The following is a 16,207-nucleotide window of genomic DNA, read 5'->3' as shown; positions in this document are numbered from 1 at the left end:
CAGTTTCGTCTTCGGCAGGCACCTTGCCGGCTAGAAAAAGGGAGACAGATGGGATCCTCTTCACACTTCTTCCCATCGCCGGGGAGAGAGGGGGAAACAGGCGCATATCTTGCTGTTTTTTATCCCGGTTCTGGATTTTTCTTCCCTGAAAAAGGACTTGATCATGTCCATAGGATTACCGCTCAAGCGGGTGGATGCCGAGGCCAAGGTGACCGGCAGTGCCCGTTATACCGATGACAACATCATGCTCGGCATGCGCCACGCCAAGTACGTGCGTAGCAATATTGCCCACGGCAAGGTGCTTGCCATCGACGCCAGCGAGGCGCTGGCGCTGCACGGGGTCGAAGCCGTGTTTACCCACGAGGATGTGCCCACCACCTGTTTTCGCACTGCCGGCCACGCCTGGTCCCTCGATGAGGCCAAGCGGGATGTAAAAGACCGCCGTCTGCTCACCGACCATGTGCGCCACTTCGGCGATGGCGTCGCCATCGTGGTGGCGCGCGATCCGCTGGTCGCCGAGAAGGCTGCCGCCCTGGTCAAGGTCACCTACGAGCCGTTGCCGGTGATGACGGATGCCCACAGTGCGCTGGCCGAGGATGCTTATCCCATCCATCCGAATGGCAACCTGTTGCGGCAAAGCCAGATCCGGGCGGGTGAGCCGGAGCAGGCAATCGCAACAGCGGATCTGCGGTTCAAGGCGCACTATCAGACGCCGGTGGTACAGCATTGCCATCTGGAGACGGTGACCTGCTACGCCTACATGGATCAGCCGGACCACATCATCGTGGTCAGCAGTACCCAGATCCCCCAGATCGTGCGCAGCCGGGTGGCCAAATCCCTCGGTCTGCCCTGGTCGAGCGTGCGGGTGATCAAGCCCTACATGGGCGGCGGCTTTGGCAACAAGCAGGATGTGCTGGAAGAGCCGATGGCGGCATTTTTGAGCTACAAGCTCGGCGGCGTGCCGGTCAAGGTGACCTTGAGCCGGGAGGAGTGCTTCTTTGCTTCCCGCACCCGCCACGGCTTTGCCATCGACGGCACCCTCGGTATCAACCGGGATGGCACCCTCAAGGGCTATCAACTCGACGTGCTCTCCAACACCGGCGGCTATGCCTCCCACGGCCACTCCATCGCCAGCGCAGGGGCCAACAAGATCAGCTACCTCTATCCGCGCAGTGCCTTTGGCTACGACGCCAAAACCTTCTACAGCAACCTGCCCACCGCCGGTGCCATGCGCGGCTACGGCGCGCCGCAGGTGGTATTTGCCCTCGAATGCATGCTGGATGATGCCTGCGCCGAGTTGGGTCTGGATCCGCTCGAAGTGCGCATCGCCAACGTGGCCCGCGAGGGGGATGTCAATCAGGTCAACCAGAAGACCATCTACAGTGCGGGCTTGCCCGAGTGTCTGCGCCGGGGTGGCGAGCGGTTCCAGTGGGAACTGCTCAAGGCCGAATGTCTGGCGCAGGATCCGGCGAGTCGGGTACGCCGTGGCATCGGGGTGGCGTGTTTTAGCTACGGCTCCAACACCTACCCGGTGGGGGTAGAAATTGCCGGTGCCCGCATGCTGCTCAATCAGGATGGCACCGTCAATCTGCAGATCGGCGCTACCGAGATAGGGCAGGGTTCGGATACAGTCTTTGCCCAGATGGCGGCCCAGACTTTAGGCATTCCATTTGAGCAGATCCGGGTCATTTCGACCCAGGATACCGACATTACCGCCTACGATCCGGGCTCGTTCGCCTCGCGCCAGAGCTATGTGGCAGCCCCTGCCATCCATCAGGCGGCGCTGCAGCTGCGGGCCCGCATTTTGTCGCTGGCAGCCCAGCTCTGTCATCAGGATGTGGGATCGCTCACCCTGATCGACGGCTACGTGGTGCTGGCCGGCGCACCGGACAAGGTGCTGATCAGCGTCGCCGAAGTGTCGGTCAACGCCTATTACCACCTTACCATCGGCGGCCAGATCACCTCCGAGGTTTCCCACAAGACCACCACCAACCCACCGAGCTTTGGCTGTACCTTTGTCGATCTCAGCGTCGATATCGATCTCTGCAAGGTGACCATCAATCGCATCCTCAACTTGCACGATGCCGGCAAGATCCTCAACCCGCAGTTGGCAGAGGGGCAAGTGCATGGCGGCATGGGGATGGGGATCGGCTGGTCGCTGTTCGAGGAGATGATCATCGACGCCAAGAGCGGCGTGGTGCGCAACCCCAACCTGCTCGACTACAAGTTCCCCACCATGCTGGATTTGCCAGAGCTTGAGTGCGACTTCGTGCAGACCTACGAGCCCCAGTCGGTCTATGGCCACAAATCCCTGGGGGAACCGCCTATCATCTCGCCGGGCCCAGCGATCCGTAACGCTATTCGCATGGCGACCGGGGTGGCCATCAATGAGCTGCCCATCACCCCCAAAACCCTGTTTCGGGAGTTTGTCGCGGCGGGTCTGATTGGCGAGGGAGCAGGGGAGGAGCAACACCATGTTTGATATTGCCCGTTACTACAAGGCGCACAGTGTGGCCGAGGCGGTCGCCCTGCGTCAGGCTGACCCCGAGGCGCGCCTCTTGGCCGGTGGCACCGATGTGATGATCCAGCTCCATCACCTCAACACCGCCTATCGTCATATCGTCGATATTCACGACTTGCCCGAACTCAAAGGGGTGAGCGAGCTGGCTGACGGTTCTATCCGCATCGGCTCTGGCACCACCTTTACCGAGCTCATCGAGAGCGAACTGGTGCAGCGCCGCCTGCCGATGCTGGCGGAAGCGGCCGCCACCATAGCTGGCCCGCAGATCCGCAACGTCGCCACATATGGCGGCAATATCTGCAATGGCGCCACCAGTGCTGACTCGGCGGCGCCTACCGTCGCGCTGGAGGCCGAGCTTGAGATCGCCGGGCCAGACGGCACACGCCGCATTCCCATCGCCGGTTTTCACACCGGCCCGGGCAAGGTGGCGCTGCAACCGGCGGAGATCCTGGTGGCGTTTCATTTTGCCCCGGATACTCATCCCAAGGTGGGCTCCCACTACTTCAAGTACGCCATGCGTGATGCGATGGATATCGCCACCATCGGCTGCGCCGCCTACTGCCAGATTGAGGATGGTCACTTCAAGCGCCTGCGGCTGGCCTATGGCGTGGCGGCCCCGACCCCGGTGCGTACCCCGCACGCCGAAGCAGCGGCCGAGGGGCAACCGCTGACTCGTGCCACACTGGCCGCGATTGCCGAGGCGGTGGTAGCCGATGTGGCGCCGCGATCCTCCTGGCGGGCAGAGAAGGAGTTTCGCCTGCACCTTATCAAAACCCTGGCGCAGCGGGTGGTCGCCTGCGCAGTAGAACGTGCCGGAGGCAAGATCCTATGATGCAACCGCAAAGCTGTCCCGCCGTAGAGATCCAGTGCGAGATCAACGGCAAACCCTACTCCTATGCTGTGTCGCCCACCATGTCGCTGCTCCACTTCCTGCGTGGGCAGGGGCTTATCAGTGTGAAAGAGGGGTGCAGTGTCGGTGAGTGCGGCGCCTGTACCGTGCGGGTGAATGGCACGGCTATCGACAGCTGCCTCTATCTGGCGGTCTGGGCCGATGGCAAATCCATTCGTACCGTGGAGGGGGAACGCAAGGGGAATGAGCTCTCCGACGTACAACAGGCCTTTATCGAGGAGGGAGCGGTGCAGTGCGGTTTTTGTACCCCTGGTCTCGTGATGGCGAGCGCCGCCCTGCTCGACAAGACCGAGCGCCGTCCGCTGACCGATGCGGAGATCCGCCGAGGGCTGTCGGGGAATCTGTGCCGCTGCACCGGTTATCAGAACGTGGTGCGGGCGGTGAAGAAGTGCTGCAAGGGTTGAGCAGCAGTTTGCCCCTTCGGTGACGAAAGCCGCGTAACAAGCAATAAAACCAAAGGCCCGTCTCGCAAGAGGCGGGCCTTCTATCTTTGAGTCGTTAACCGGGTTGATTACCCTTTTTGCGGCTCGATCACCAGTTTGCCATCCTTGACCGGAATGGTGGGGCCGGGAGCCTGTTTCATCCGGATCACCCCCTCCTGACCGGCTAGGCGGTAGGTCACGTCATAGCCGATGGTGCGGGTACTGCTATCCTGCACCGTCTTGCAGCGCTGCTCGGTGGTGGTATAGGTGTCGCCCGCCTGCATATTGCCCTGCACCTGATTGCCGGCGTAGCCACCCGCAACCGCTCCGGCGGCTGTCGCAACCTTCTTGCCACTGCCACCGCCAAACTGGTGGCCGAGCACACCACCCAGCGCGGCGCCAACCACGGTGCCGAGGATCTTGTTCTCATCCTGCACCGGTTTGCGGTGGGTGAGCGTGACGTTGCGGCACTCCTGACGCGGGGTCTGGATAGTCTCTGTGACCGGCTTGCTGGCAATCACCTCGGCAAAGGTGGGGGTCGGTGTAAAGAACGAGCCACTGGCCGCCGCCGACAGAGCCAGTGCGGATGCGACGCCAATACCGATACCTGCCATCATGGATCTGTTCATTTTGTTGTTCTCCTGCAATGTCCATTCGAGCTGTTCCAATCTGGCGCCATCTTGTCATAGCCGCTACAGCGGACAAGGCGAGAGGGACGAGGGTGCGACAGCCGGTGACAAGGTCAAAAAACAGCCACTTCGAAAAAGTGTCTGACTTTGGCGACAACGCCGTAAAAATGACCATTGTGGCGATAGTGAAAGGGAAGTAAGAGGGTGGACGGCCCATTATGAGTCGCATTTTGCAATGAAAAAATGACGGTTGTTTGGCAAGTGGCAAACTGCTTCCGCCCGCGAGATCAAGTGCAGAGCGTGAGTTCCCATATGCTGCTGCCAACTCATTGATAAAACACTGCAGCCAGATCGTCTTTGTGCCGATAAGAGAATACGGCAAGCCTTTTGCTTGGATTGGGGTAAGGAGAGTGGGGCGTTAGGCACCAAGGGGTCGCGCCAGACAGGAGACCACCTCCGAACCGAAGCAATGAGGGGGAGATATGTCAATGTTACCCAGGTGGATCACCCCGGCCATTCAGGCCAACATCATCACGGTGCAGCAAGCGGAGCGCCTGCTAGCCTCTCTCTATCAGCCACTTGCCGAGCAGGGTGAAGAGTTGCCTGCTGAGTTGGCCGACATCAGTTTCAAACTCTACTGCTTCCGCCAACAGGGGCGGGTACGTCATTAAGATTGACAAAAGAACCCCCCGCGCCTGGCACGGGGGGGTGCACAAAGTTAGCCAATCAGGCCATCATCACCTGCGCCACCAGCATCATGGCGCCAAATCCCAGCACAAAACCCACCATGGGCAGCACGAACCTGACCCACTGGTTGAACTGGATGCCGAGCATCTGCAGGGTGACCAACACCAGCCCGGTGGGGGCCAGGAACAACATGGCGTATTGCCCCCAGTTGTAGGCCGACACCACTATGTAGCGCGGGATCATCACGGTATCCGCCAGCGGCGCCATGATAGGCATGGAGAGCACCGCGAGCCCAGAGGAGGAGGGCACCACCAGCCCCAGCAGGGTGAACACCAGCATCTGCGCCACCGCAAACACGGCGCCGTGCATGCCAGCCACCAGACTGGAGGCATAGGCCAGGATGGTGTCCGAGATCATCCCCTGATCCAGCACCAGATTGACCCCACGTGCCAGCCCGATGATGAGCGATACCGCCACCAGTTCAGACGCCCCTTGGGTGAAGGCTTCGACCGCCTCTTTCTCTTTCAGGCCCGAGATAAAAATGATGATGATGGCGACGGCAAGGAAGGAAGCCGCCATCTGCGGGAACCACCAACCAGCCATGGAGACGCCCCACACCATGAGCGGAAAGGCGAGGATAAACAGGGTCAGAATGATTTTGCGGCGCAGGGTGAAGGGGATCCCTTCATCGAGGGAGCCCTCTTTCAGGAAGCGGGCCCGGAAGCTCTCTCTATCTTCATAGGTGTAGGAGAAGGCCGGGTTGGCCTTGATCTTCTTGCAGTACCAGTAGAGATAACCGATCACCACCAGGGTGCCCACCAGACAGCCGACGGCGCGAAAGATCAGCCCCTCGGTAAAAGGGATGCCGGCGGCGTTGGAGGCGATCACCACCGAGAAGGGGTTGATGGTGGAGAAGGTGGTGCCCATGGAGGCGGCAAGGAAGATGGCTCCCACACAAACGATGGAGTCATAGCCGAGCGCAAGAAAGATGGGGACCAGGATGGGATAGAAGGCGACAGCCTCTTCCTCCAGCCCACAGGTGGTGCCCCCCAACGCCATCACAAAGCAGACCAGCGCCACAAACAGGAACTCATTGCCCCGGGTCTTGCGCGAGAGGGCGACCAGCCCGGCATTGAAGGCGCCGGTCTTGTTGATGACGCCGATCAGTCCCCCCAGTACCAGGATGAAGACAATGATGTCGGCCCCCTCTATGGTGCCCTTGACCATGCTCACCGCCACGTCGGAGAGCCCCTTGGGCGCTTGGGCCAGTCGCTCATAGGTGCCGGGGATAGCGATGGGCTTGCGGATGGTGCCGTTGATGAACTGCTCCACCCCGATATTGATGTCGAGTCTGGTCAGTTCATACTGAGTGGCGGGCACTCGCCGGGTTTCCCCTTGCGGCGTATTGATGGTCAACATATGGCTGGCGGCATTATAAGAGAGCTTGGCATAGGCTCCCGCCGGAATTATCCAGGTCAGCCCGATGGCCAACAACATGATCAAAAACAAAATGGTAAACGCGGTGGGAAATTGTCTGCGGGTCTGGGTATTCGGCTCGACACACATAAAATGCTCCTCGATAAAGCAGGTTCGGGCTCGGCGGAATATCGGGTCGATAGGCTTCCTTCGTCATGCAGCGGGAGTGCGTAAACTCACTGGTTGTGGTGCATCGTATGGCGAGAAATCTGGCCTGATATTGAACATCCGGTAGATTGTTTCACCAAGAAACCATAACCCGCCAAGGGGACGCATGAACAGCGCTGCGGGCCTGCTTTATGGAAGCCGTCACAAAATATATTTAATGGGAGGTTTGTTATTAATTCATTGGCAATAAATAGACGCGCTTGTTTATGCCATAAATATCCGTGCAAGCGATCTTGGTTAATATGTCAATATTAATACTCCTGCAACCTAATATGGTTTGGTTGCATGCCAATATCAGCGTATTCATTATTTGGCGGGTTTTATGCTGAGGATATTGGCCGTCGACATTTGTTGTTGAAAAAACAGGCACCATAATGCAGTTCGGTCAGATTAGCGTCGTCGGTGCAGCGCCTCTAAGACGTTTTGCTAATACCTGTGGCCATCACCTCGCGGTAGGCTGTGATCCCCGATACGAGCACCATCTGGCAGGATGCCAGACGATGGTTGCCGGCGCTCCCGGGAGCGCCCCGCTTTTGCTACCTGCGAGGAAGGAACCCGATGACAGAGCAGAACATCTATCAGCGCGATCTGGAAAAAAATCCCGCCAATTACGAGGCGCTGACCCCCATCAGCTTTCTGGGACGGGCGGAGCGGGTCTACCCCGACTATCCGGCGCTGATCCACGGCCCGCTGCGCCAGAGCTGGGCTCAGACAGCCCGCCGTTGCCGCCAGCTGGCCTCGGCCCTGCGGCTTCGCGGTATCGGGGAGGGGGATACCGTCTCCATCGTCGCGCCCAATATCCCGGCGATGTTTGAAGCGCACTTCGGGGTGCCTATGAGCGGCGCCGTGCTCAACACCATCAATACCCGGCTCGATGCCGAGTCGATGGCCTTTATCTTCCAGCATGCCCAGAGCAAGGTGGTGCTGGTGGACAGGGAGTTTGGCCCTGTGGTGCGCAAGGCATTGGATCTGCTGGAGAGCCAACCGCTGGTCATCGCCATCGACGATCCCCTCTACCGGGAGGGGGCGCTTGTCAGTGACCTCGACTATGAACAGTTCCTTGCGCAAGGGAGTGGCGATGAGTCCGGCTGGTTGCCAGAGGATGAGTGGCAGGCCATCTCCCTTAACTATACCTCCGGCACTACCGGCAATCCCAAGGGGGTGGTTTATCACCATCGTGGCGCCCACCTCAACGCCATCAACAATGTGCTCTCCTGGGAGCTGCCCAAACATCCCGTCTACCTCTGGACCCTGCCGATGTTTCACTGCAACGGCTGGTGCTTCCCCTGGACGCTGGCGGCCACCGCCGGGGTGAGCGTCTGCCTGCGTCATGTGCAGGCAGCCGCCATTTATGAGGCGTTGCACGAGCACAAGGTGAGCCATTTTTGCGCAGCGCCCATCGTGCTCAATATGCTCAACAATGCCGATCCGGCGCTCAAGCAGGGGCTGGATCACCCCATCAAGGTGATGACCGCTGGCGCTGCGCCCCCCGCCACCGTGATTGCTGGCATGGAGGCGATGGGGATAAACGTGACCCACGTCTATGGCCTGACCGAAACCTATGGCCCCTGCGTGTTGTGCGAACCGCAAAGAAGCTGGCAAGGGCAGGATGCCACCACGCTGTCGCGTCTCAAGGCACGGCAGGGTGTAGCATCACCCCTGCAGGGGGAGATGCGGGTGGTCCATCCGGTCAGTGGTGAGCCGGTGGCCAAAGATGGCAAAACCATGGGCGAAATCGTGTTGCGCGGCAATGTGGTGATGAAGGGCTATCTCAAGAACCCTTCTGCCAGCGCCGAGGCGATGGCCGAGGGGTGGTTTCGCAGCGGAGATCTGGCAGTGTGGCACCCGGACGGTTATGTGGAGATCAAGGACAGATCCAAGGACATCATCATCTCGGGCGGGGAGAACATCTCCAGTCTGGAGGTGGAAGATGTGCTCTATCGCCATCCCGATGTGGATGAAGCGGCAGTGATCGCCATGCCCGATGAGAAGTGGGGGGAGGTGCCCTGCGCCTTCGTAAAATTAAAAGAGGGGCGAGAGACCACCCAGGCGGAGCTTATCGCCTTTTGTCGCGAGCAGATGGCCCACTTCAAGGCGCCCAAGCGCATCATCTTCACCCCGTTGCCGAAGACCTCCACCGGCAAGGTGCAAAAGTTTGTGCTGCGCAAACAGCTGGGCTAGGCGCTAATCGGGCGTGAGTGAAAGCAGCGTGTGCAATATGGGATAAGTGCAAACAAAGGAGGTGGGAGTGCCTGACTGGTCAGCCAGCTATCGCGCCTTGCACGCGACGCAGTTGCGGCCGGTCTGTTTGGCCTGATAGAGCATCTGATCAGCGCGGGCGTAGAGGCTCTCCATCAGCTCCCCCTCGCCATTTTCCACCAGTCCGGCACTGATGGTGATGACCAGCTCATCCCCATCGGGCAGGGGCAGCGTGCTTTGCATCACCTGCAGGCGCAGCCGTTCGGCCAGAGATGCGGCAGCCTGGAGGGTGGTGTTGGGCAGTAAAATGGCGAATTCGTCGCCGCCGATACGAGCCAGCACATCTTCGCTGCGCAGCACCGATTGCATCACCCTGCCCAGATGAACCAGCGCCCTGTCCCCCAGGGGATGGCCGAAGCGATCGTTGATGCACTTGAACTGATCCACATCCAGCACCATCAGCACCGAGGTGAGGTGGTGGCGCATGTCCAGACTGAGGTTCTTCTCGCACATCTCGAAAAAGAAGCGGCGGTTGTAGAGGCCGGTGAGGCCATCGCGTACCGACTGCTGGTGCAGCTGCTCCTTGAGCTGGTGCAGTTCGGTGATATCGGAGGAGATACCGATCAGGGTCGGGGTGCCATCCCCCAGCAGAAAGGGCACCTTGACCGACCAGTAGTAGTGCTGATTGCCCTCGATATCGGTCAGCGTCTCTTCTCCGGCTTGCAGTTCTCCCGTTTCGAATACCCGGTTGTCCAGCCGCCACAGCTGGCAGGCGCTGGCGGCCGGGATCACCTCATCATCGCGCCGGTTGATGATCTGCTCGGCAGGAAGGCCAAGCAGGTCGGAGACCTTTTGATTGACGTAGAGAAAGCGGTGCTGGCTGTCTTTCATGTAGATATGGGCATCGACATTGGCGAGGATGATCTCCAGCAACTGGTGCTGCTCGGCTAGACGGGCTTCTATCAGTTTTTGCTCTGTGATGTCGGTGGAGATGCCGCACAGGCCGATAAGTTGTCCCTCACCGTCGTAGAGCGGTTTCTTTACACTCCAGTAAACCCGCTTTTCTCCGGTGAGTTTGAGGTAGTTCACCTCCTCTCTGGCGATCGCAACCTGTTGTTCCAGTACCAGCCGGTCGTTGCGGGAGATGGAATCCGAAATGTGCAGATCGAAGAAGGCACTGTCATCCTGCCCCTGCAACTCGCTCAGTGAGCAACCAAACAGGTCGAGGACAGCCTGATTGGCATAGGTGTAGCGCCCCTCCAGATCCTTGGTAAACATGTAGGCGCCCGTCTCGTTGAAGATGGATTTGAGGTGATCCAGCTCATGCTGTAATCGAATGGAGAAGGGTTCATCCTTCATGTGGTTAACCATCCTTGGTCAATGGAGTCGTTGTATACCGCGCGAATATATGTACCAACGGTTTAAATTAAGCACTGAACAGGCCATATTTCGCGTTTATTTCCGCAGGATCTGCGCGATGTCACACGATTGTCATCGTTGGTGTGGTCAAAGGAAATCAGCTGAGTCCGTGGCTATTCAGATAACTGTCCCACCCATATCGGCCCGGCATCGTGGGCCAGCAGCAGAGAAATTGCCCGGCAATCAAATGCGCCACTCCGAGCGGCAGAAAGGGCAACAAACAGGTCTTTAATCAAACTATTTTCACTGTGCCCCTGATATCATCCTCAGCAACGCAATATGGAGAGATACGAGATGGCAGTGGCACCGTTTAAATGGGATGACGCAGTTCAGTGGGACGGGCCGGGGGCCATTGCGGGTAGCGAAGAGATCTTGAGTGCCGATCGGCTGGAGCGCGCCCGCTATGCCGAGTTTCTTACCAACTACCTCGCTGCCGAAGGCAAGCAGCGCAACTATGTGCTTAACCTCAATGCCGAGTGGGGGGCGGGAAAAACCTGGTTTATCAAGCGCTGGTATATGGAGCTGAAAACGCACTATCCCACGGTCTATATCGATGCCTGGCAGCAGGACTTTTCCGATGATCCTTTATTGACGGTGATGTCGTCGATTATCGATCAATTGAGAGATGCAACAGGAAATAAGGTTGCAATACCTGATGGCATCAAGTCCAAATTATTGGGTTTGCTCAAAGTGGGCGGGAAATTGGTACTCAAGTCAGCCATTAAAAAAGCTGGATGGGAAGATAGTGATTTTTCTGTGGAAGGCGAAGACGCAGATAACCTAGTTGATACACTTTGCAGCAATCACAAAGAGCGTTATGAATCTATCCAGTATCTTAAACAAGAGATACGGCAATGGGTTGAGGGAGCGGTTGGTTTAAGTGAAGGAGAACGGGATTATCCCGCCTTTATTTTGATTGATGAGCTGGATCGTTGCCGCCCCTCTTATGCAGTAGAGATGCTTGAGACCATCAAGCATATTTTCGATATACCCGGCGTGGTCTTTGTCTTGGCAACGGATACCGAGCAGTTGCAGCATGCCATAAAGGTAATATATGGCGAAGGATTTGATGCAGAAAGCTATCTTGGTCGATTTTTCCATAGGCGATTTACGTTAGGCAGTATCTCTCGACGAGAGTTTATTCAGCAGGCAGTTTTAGATAAAAAATTGCATTTTGAGTATGTCACTGTATGGCCTGAGATCACTAATAGCCAAGTGTTGGTAAATGTATTGACAGCTGTTTGTGATCATTTTTCATTGAGCTTAAGAAAAACAGAGCAAGTGCTTGATAGAACGATCGCTTCTATCGTTAATTACGAAGGTTGCACATTAAATCTGATTTTTCTTGTTTACCTGTTCTCTCTATGCGAGAAAAGCAATGAAGATTATCGAGCTGTAGTGGATGGGAAAATGCCTACTACAGATAATAACCCTAAGCTAAAAGGTTTTAATGCTCTAATCAATGAATATGTAGAACAAAATTTTTCTTGTTTTATAAAAGCAGAAAGTTCCATGGGTACTTATATAGAGTTTATGGGCGATGGTAAATATCGAAACCCCTTCGAAGATAAGGGGTATAATGTTTCTTTAAAGGAGATATTGGTGGTGTCATATAAAAACATGCTAAATCCAGCACTAGGTTATAGTTATTCTAATCGGCTTCTAGATTTAGTAAAGGAGTATTCTAATCGATATCGTAAGTTAACAGTAGAAGAGAGTTCTGCTTTGGCAGAAAAAGAGCTGTCACAATTGGAACGACGTTTAACAACATATAAAAATTTAGTAGAGTTGGCTGTCCATCTTGAATAAATAAAGCCGGAAGATCCCGGCTTTATTATCAGTTTATTTATTATGCCGCTCATAAAGTCGCTGCACCACATCCTGTAATCCCAACCCTTCGTTTTGCAGCAGCACGGTCAGGTGGTAGAGCAGATCGGCGGATTCGTTGATGAGCTCTTCCCGATCCTTGGCCATGGCGGCCAGTGCCACTTCCACTCCTTCCTCACCGACCTTCTGGGCGATGCGCTTGGTGCCTTTGCCGTAGAGGCTGGCGGTGTAGCTGGTGGCCGGATCGGCCCCTTTGCGGGCTGCCAGCACCTGCTCCAGCTCCGCCAGAAAACCGAGGGGCGGCAGTGGGTGACCATGGAAGCAGGAGGTTGTGCCCTTGTGGCAGGTGGGGCCGACGGGGTTGGCGGCAATCAGCAGAGAGTCCTGATCGCAGTCGGTGCTGATGGCTACTAGGTTGAGCACATTGCCCGAGCTTTCACCCTTGGTCCAGAGCCGCTGTTTGCTGCGGCTAAAGAAGGTGACCTGACAGGTAGCCAAGGTTTTCTCCAGCGCCTCGCGGGTCATAAAGCCCTGCATCAGCACCTCGCCGCTGGCGGCGTGCTGGACGATGGCGGGGATCATGCCGTCGCATTTTTCCCAGTCGAGCTGCTCGGCAAGGGGGCGCGTGCTGGCGGTTGTTTGTGTGTTATCAGAGAAGTTATTCACGGATGGCGACTCCTTCGGTTTTCAGCCAGCGTTTCAATTCGGGAATGGGGATAAGGCCCTTGTGGAATACAGAGGCGGCCAGCGCTCCGTCCACATCGGCGAGGGTAAAGGCATCGCGAAAGTGCGCCATGGCACCGGCACCGCCGGAGGCAATCAGCGGCACCTTGCAGACGCTGCGCACCAGCTTGAGCTGGTCGAGATCATAACCTTGGCGCATGCCGTCCTGATTCATCACGTTCAGCACAATTTCGCCCGCGCCGCGCTTTTGCACCTCCTGTACCCAGTCGAGGGTGTGCCAAGCGGTGGTGCGAGTGCGGCTCTCGTCACCAGTAAACTGTTTGACCTGATAGTGGCCTGTTTCGGCATCGAAGTAGGAGTCAATGCCCACCACTACGCACTGCACGCCAAAGCGCTCGGCCAGTCGACTGATGAGGGTCGGATCGGCAAGGGCAGGGGAGTTGATGGAGACCTTGTCGGCACCAAATTCGAGGATCTGGCGGGCATCTTCCACGCTTTTGATGCCACCGGCGACGCAGAAGGGGATATCGATCACCTCCGCCACCCGGCTCACCCAGCTCTTGTCTACCACCCGCGCATCGCTGGAGGCGGTGATGTCATAGAACACCAGCTCGTCAGCGCCCTCTTCGGCGTAGCGGCGTGCCAGTTCGACAATGCCGCCCATCACCTCGTGGTTGCGAAATTGCACCCCCTTGACCACCACGCCATCTTTCACGTCGAGGCAGGGGATAATGCGTCTTGCCAGCATCAGTTGCCTCCTGTGGTATCGGCTGCGGGTGCTTGCCAGCAGGCGATGGCGTCACCCACCGAGAATTTGCCCTCCAGCAGGGCGCGGCCAAGGATGATCCCCTTGACGCCGGAGCCTTTGAGCGCTTCGATATCCGCGATGCCACCAATGCCGCCGGAGGCCTGAAAGGCGATGCTCGGGTAGCGGGCGCAGAGATCACGATAGAGCTCGACGTTGGTGCCAGCCAGGGTACCGTCACGGCTGATGTCGGTGCAGAGCACATGCTTGAGCCCGGCGGGGAGGAAGCGCTCGATCAGCGCTTCGATGGTCACGCCACTGTTCTCCTGCCAGCCTGCTACCGCTATATGGCGATTGCCCTGCTCATCGATATTGACGTCCAGCGCCAGCACGATCTGCTCGGGGCCGTATTTCTCCATCCAGCTGGCCACCAGATCCGGGGATTTGACGGCGGTGGAGCCAATCACCACCCGGCTGGCGCCGGCGGCCAGCAGATCCGCCACATCCTGTTCGGTGCGCACGCCGCCACCGACCTGCACCGGCGCTTCGGTGGCCGACAGCAGTTGGGTCAGCAGGGGCAGCTGGCGCGCCTTGGCATCCTTGGCACCGTCCAGATCCACCAGATGGAGCTGCACCGCCCCCTGGGAGACATATTCGTCGAAGCGGGCCTGCGGGCTGCTGCTGTATTCGGTCTTCTGCTCGTAGTCCCCCTGATAGAGGCGAACCACCTGACCGTTGATAAGGTCAATTGCGGGAATGATCATGCTAGTCACAGCTCCAGAAAATTTTGCAGCAAACGGGCACCGGTTGCGCCTGAGCGCTCCGGGTGGAATTGGGCGCCGAAGAAGTTGCTGTGCGCTGCAACCCCACCGACGATGGCGGTAAACGGCTGGCCGTAGTCACAGGTCGCCAGCGTCGCCTCGGTCACCTCCAGCGCATAGGAGTGGACGAAGTAGAAGTAGCTGCCGCTCGGGATCCCCTTGAGCAGAGGATGGGTCTCGTCATGCTCAATCTGGTTCCAGCCCATATGGGGCAGGCGCAGATTGCCGACCTCCATCAACCGGATCTTGCCCGGCACTATGCCGAGGCAGTCGATAAGCCGCTCTGACGAGTCATCCGTACCCATGCTCTCTTCGGAGGCCTCCGCCAGCATCTGCATGCCGAGGCAAAAGCCCAGCAGCGGCTGTTTGGCGGCACGAATGAGCGGTACCAGCCCGCGCTCGTTGAGGTTCTTCATGGCGGCCACCGCAGTGCCAACGCCGGGCAGGATCAGCTTGTCCGCCTGCTCGATATCGGCAGCCTCACGGGAGACCCGCGGCTGCACGCCGAGGCGCTCGAATGCCATGCGCACCGAGGCCAGATTGGCACAGCCGGTGTCGATAATGACCAGCTTCTGCTTGCTCACATCCATCACAGCACTCCCTTGCTGGAGGGAAGCTCGCTCCCTTCCACCCGAATGGCCTGACGCAGGGCGCGGCCAAAGCCTTTGAACAGCGCCTCCACCTGATGGTGGGTGTTGCCGCTGCCCACTTTCATCTGCAGGGTGATGGCCATGGCGTCCGAGAGGGAGCGGAAGAAGTGGGGCACCATCTCGGTGGCCATCTCGCCCACGTTGTCACGGCCAAAGCCGCTCGGGCAGTCAAACACGAAGTAGGGGCGACCGCTGAGATCCAGCGCGGTACTCACCTCCTGCTCGGTCAGCGGGCGCGCATCGATCACCGCCTGCACCTCGTCCATCGCCAGCACGAAGCCGAAGCGGCCGATCCCGCGCTTGTTGCCAAGGGCCTGACGCAGTGCCTGACCCAGCGCCAGCCCCACATCTTCCACCGTGTGGTGATCGTCGATATGCAGATCGCCGCTGACGTTCAGCTTGAGCTGAAAACCGGCGTGGGTGGCAATTTGATCCAGCATGTGATCAAAGAAGCCGATGCCGGTGGCGATCTGGTTGCCGCCGCTCTTGTCTAAATCCAGCGTCACCTGAATACGGGTCTCCTTGGTGTAGCGCTCCACCGAGGCTACGCGCCCCTTGGACAGCAGCTGATCACGGATGGCGAGCCAGTTGTGATCCTGCGGGTGGTAGCGAATACCGCCAATGCCCATGTTCTCGGCAAGCTGCAGGTCGGTCTGGCGATCGCCAATCACGAAGGAGTTGGCAAAGTCGATACGACCGGAGGCTAGGTACTCTTTCACCAGTCCTAGGTGGGGCTTGCGGCAGCTGCAGCCGTCGGTGGGGAAGTGCGGGCAGATCAGCACCTGTTCCCACTTCACCCCTTGCGATTCAAACAGGTGCATCATCAGGTCGTGGGGCGGCTGGAAGTTCTCCAGCGGCAGGCTGGCGGTGCCCAGTCCATCCTGATTGGTCACCATCACCAGCACGTAACCGGCGGCCTGCAACTCGCGCAGCACCGGAATGACCATGGGCTCGAAGCGCAGCTTGGCGAGGCTATCCACCTGCTTGTCGGTCACCGGCTCTTCAATCAGGGTGCCGTCGCGGTCGATAAACAAAAACGGGGTCTTCAT

General features: G+C 58.2%; 14 protein-coding genes. 6 read left to right on the top strand and 8 right to left on the bottom strand.

Translation table 11 applies throughout. The annotated features are described in order from the left end of the window. Positions 1-163: 163 nt before the first annotated feature. The 3 genes from xdhA to xdhC are packed head-to-tail and all read left to right on the top strand — an operon-like array spanning position 164 to position 3,835. Positions 164-2,482, top strand: coding sequence for a xanthine dehydrogenase molybdenum-binding subunit XdhA (xdhA, locus tag NOM67_RS03690; protein ID WP_255933859.1), 2,319 nt, complete (start codon positions 164-166; stop codon positions 2,480-2,482). Then, the gene (gene xdhB / locus NOM67_RS03685; protein WP_255933857.1) at positions 2,475-3,353 is read left to right on the top strand and encodes a xanthine dehydrogenase FAD-binding subunit XdhB; all 879 of its coding nucleotides are present in this window, start codon (positions 2,475-2,477) and stop codon (positions 3,351-3,353) included. Before xdhA ends, xdhB begins: the two co-directional genes overlap by 8 nt. Continuing rightward, positions 3,350-3,835 carry a xanthine dehydrogenase iron sulfur-binding subunit XdhC gene (xdhC, locus tag NOM67_RS03680; protein ID WP_095592723.1) on the top strand — a complete coding sequence of 162 codons (486 nt, stop codon included), beginning with the start codon at positions 3,350-3,352 and terminating at the stop codon, positions 3,833-3,835. The genes xdhB and xdhC overlap by 4 nt, the downstream gene beginning before the upstream one ends. Before the next feature lie 107 nt (positions 3,836-3,942). Here the strand turns inward: xdhC and NOM67_RS03675 are convergent, their stop codons facing one another. Further along, positions 3,943-4,482, bottom strand: coding sequence for a glycine zipper 2TM domain-containing protein (locus NOM67_RS03675; protein ID WP_255933856.1), 540 nt, complete (start codon positions 4,480-4,482; stop codon positions 3,943-3,945). Positions 4,483-4,964: 482 nt separating this feature from the next. Between NOM67_RS03675 and NOM67_RS03670 the strand changes: the two genes are divergently transcribed. Beyond that, positions 4,965-5,153 (top strand): hypothetical protein, encoded by a 189-nt coding sequence (locus NOM67_RS03670; RefSeq protein ID WP_255933855.1) that lies wholly within the window; start codon positions 4,965-4,967, stop codon positions 5,151-5,153. A gap of 55 nt (positions 5,154-5,208) precedes the next feature. On the opposite strand, the gene NOM67_RS03665 is transcribed toward NOM67_RS03670, so the two are convergent. Then, positions 5,209-6,735 (bottom strand): YfcC family protein, encoded by a 1,527-nt coding sequence (locus tag NOM67_RS03665; RefSeq protein ID WP_255933853.1) that lies wholly within the window; start codon positions 6,733-6,735, stop codon positions 5,209-5,211. Positions 6,736-7,371: 636 nt separating this feature from the next. On the opposite strand from NOM67_RS03665, the gene NOM67_RS03660 reads away from it, so the two are divergent. Continuing rightward, complete coding sequence (locus NOM67_RS03660) at positions 7,372-8,994, top strand: acyl-CoA synthetase (protein WP_255933851.1); 1,623 nt, start codon at positions 7,372-7,374, stop codon at positions 8,992-8,994. Between the two features lie 87 nt (positions 8,995-9,081). Here the strand turns inward: NOM67_RS03660 and NOM67_RS03655 are convergent, their stop codons facing one another. Further along, a complete protein-coding gene (locus NOM67_RS03655; RefSeq protein ID WP_041207692.1) occupies positions 9,082-10,371 on the bottom strand; it encodes a sensor domain-containing diguanylate cyclase in 1,290 nt (429 codons plus the stop codon). A 354-nt stretch (positions 10,372-10,725) separates the two neighbouring features. On the opposite strand from NOM67_RS03655, the gene NOM67_RS03650 reads away from it, so the two are divergent. Continuing rightward, complete coding sequence (locus tag NOM67_RS03650) at positions 10,726-12,240, top strand: P-loop NTPase fold protein (RefSeq protein WP_255933848.1); 1,515 nt, start codon at positions 10,726-10,728, stop codon at positions 12,238-12,240. A gap of 33 nt (positions 12,241-12,273) precedes the next feature. Here NOM67_RS03650 and hisIE read toward each other — a convergent pair whose 3' ends face one another. Genes hisIE through hisB form a run of 5 tightly spaced genes read right to left on the bottom strand, consistent with a single transcriptional unit; the run spans position 12,274 to position 16,207 of the window. Continuing rightward, positions 12,274-12,924, bottom strand: coding sequence for a bifunctional phosphoribosyl-AMP cyclohydrolase/phosphoribosyl-ATP diphosphatase HisIE (gene hisIE, locus NOM67_RS03645; RefSeq protein WP_255933846.1), 651 nt, complete (start codon positions 12,922-12,924; stop codon positions 12,274-12,276). Next, a complete protein-coding gene (gene hisF, locus NOM67_RS03640) occupies positions 12,917-13,690 on the bottom strand; it encodes an imidazole glycerol phosphate synthase subunit HisF (RefSeq protein WP_019446757.1) in 774 nt (257 codons plus the stop codon). The genes hisIE and hisF overlap by 8 nt, the downstream gene beginning before the upstream one ends. Beyond that, entirely contained in the window at positions 13,690-14,451 is a 762-nt protein-coding gene (gene hisA / locus NOM67_RS03635) for a 1-(5-phosphoribosyl)-5-[(5-phosphoribosylamino)methylideneamino]imidazole-4-carboxamide isomerase (RefSeq protein WP_139478569.1), read from the bottom strand. The genes hisF and hisA overlap by 1 nt, the downstream gene beginning before the upstream one ends. Before the next feature lie 5 nt (positions 14,452-14,456). After that, on the bottom strand, positions 14,457-15,098 hold the full coding sequence (gene hisH / locus NOM67_RS03630; RefSeq protein ID WP_255933839.1) for an imidazole glycerol phosphate synthase subunit HisH: 642 nt from the start codon (positions 15,096-15,098) through the stop codon (positions 14,457-14,459). Next, positions 15,098-16,207 (bottom strand): bifunctional histidinol-phosphatase/imidazoleglycerol-phosphate dehydratase HisB, encoded by a 1,110-nt coding sequence (gene hisB, locus NOM67_RS03625; protein WP_158110782.1) that lies wholly within the window; start codon positions 16,205-16,207, stop codon positions 15,098-15,100. The genes hisH and hisB overlap by 1 nt, the downstream gene beginning before the upstream one ends.

The sequence above is a fragment of the Aeromonas sp. SG16 genome (assembly GCF_024436135.1).
Taxonomy (GTDB): Bacteria; Pseudomonadota; Gammaproteobacteria; order Enterobacterales; family Aeromonadaceae; genus Aeromonas; species Aeromonas jandaei.
Note: the sequence above shows the minus strand (reverse complement) of the source record. Positions and strands in the feature narration are given on the sequence as shown.

What these genes read in the sequence shown, in the direction of transcription:
- xdhA (WP_255933859.1), top strand. Translation starts at nt 164, where the DNA reads ATGTCCATAGGATTACCGCTCAAGCGGGTGGATGCCGAGGCCAAGGTG.
- xdhB (WP_255933857.1), top strand. Translation starts at nt 2,475, where the DNA reads ATGTTTGATATTGCCCGTTACTACAAGGCGCACAGTGTGGCCGAGGCG.
- xdhC (WP_095592723.1), top strand. Translation starts at nt 3,350, where the DNA reads ATGATGCAACCGCAAAGCTGTCCCGCCGTAGAGATCCAGTGCGAGATC.
- NOM67_RS03675 (WP_255933856.1), bottom strand. Translation starts at nt 4,482, where the DNA reads ATGAACAGATCCATGATGGCAGGTATCGGTATTGGCGTCGCATCCGCA.
- NOM67_RS03670 (WP_255933855.1), top strand. Translation starts at nt 4,965, where the DNA reads ATGTCAATGTTACCCAGGTGGATCACCCCGGCCATTCAGGCCAACATC.
- NOM67_RS03665 (WP_255933853.1), bottom strand. Translation starts at nt 6,735, where the DNA reads ATGTGTGTCGAGCCGAATACCCAGACCCGCAGACAATTTCCCACCGCG.
- NOM67_RS03660 (WP_255933851.1), top strand. Translation starts at nt 7,372, where the DNA reads ATGACAGAGCAGAACATCTATCAGCGCGATCTGGAAAAAAATCCCGCC.
- NOM67_RS03655 (WP_041207692.1), bottom strand. Translation starts at nt 10,371, where the DNA reads ATGAAGGATGAACCCTTCTCCATTCGATTACAGCATGAGCTGGATCAC.
- NOM67_RS03650 (WP_255933848.1), top strand. Translation starts at nt 10,726, where the DNA reads ATGGCAGTGGCACCGTTTAAATGGGATGACGCAGTTCAGTGGGACGGG.
- hisF (WP_019446757.1), bottom strand. Translation starts at nt 13,690, where the DNA reads ATGCTGGCAAGACGCATTATCCCCTGCCTCGACGTGAAAGATGGCGTG.
- hisA (WP_139478569.1), bottom strand. Translation starts at nt 14,451, where the DNA reads ATGATCATTCCCGCAATTGACCTTATCAACGGTCAGGTGGTTCGCCTC.
- hisH (WP_255933839.1), bottom strand. Translation starts at nt 15,098, where the DNA reads ATGGATGTGAGCAAGCAGAAGCTGGTCATTATCGACACCGGCTGTGCC.
- hisB (WP_158110782.1), bottom strand. Translation starts at nt 16,207, where the DNA reads ATGAAGACCCCGTTTTTGTTTATCGACCGCGACGGCACCCTGATTGAA.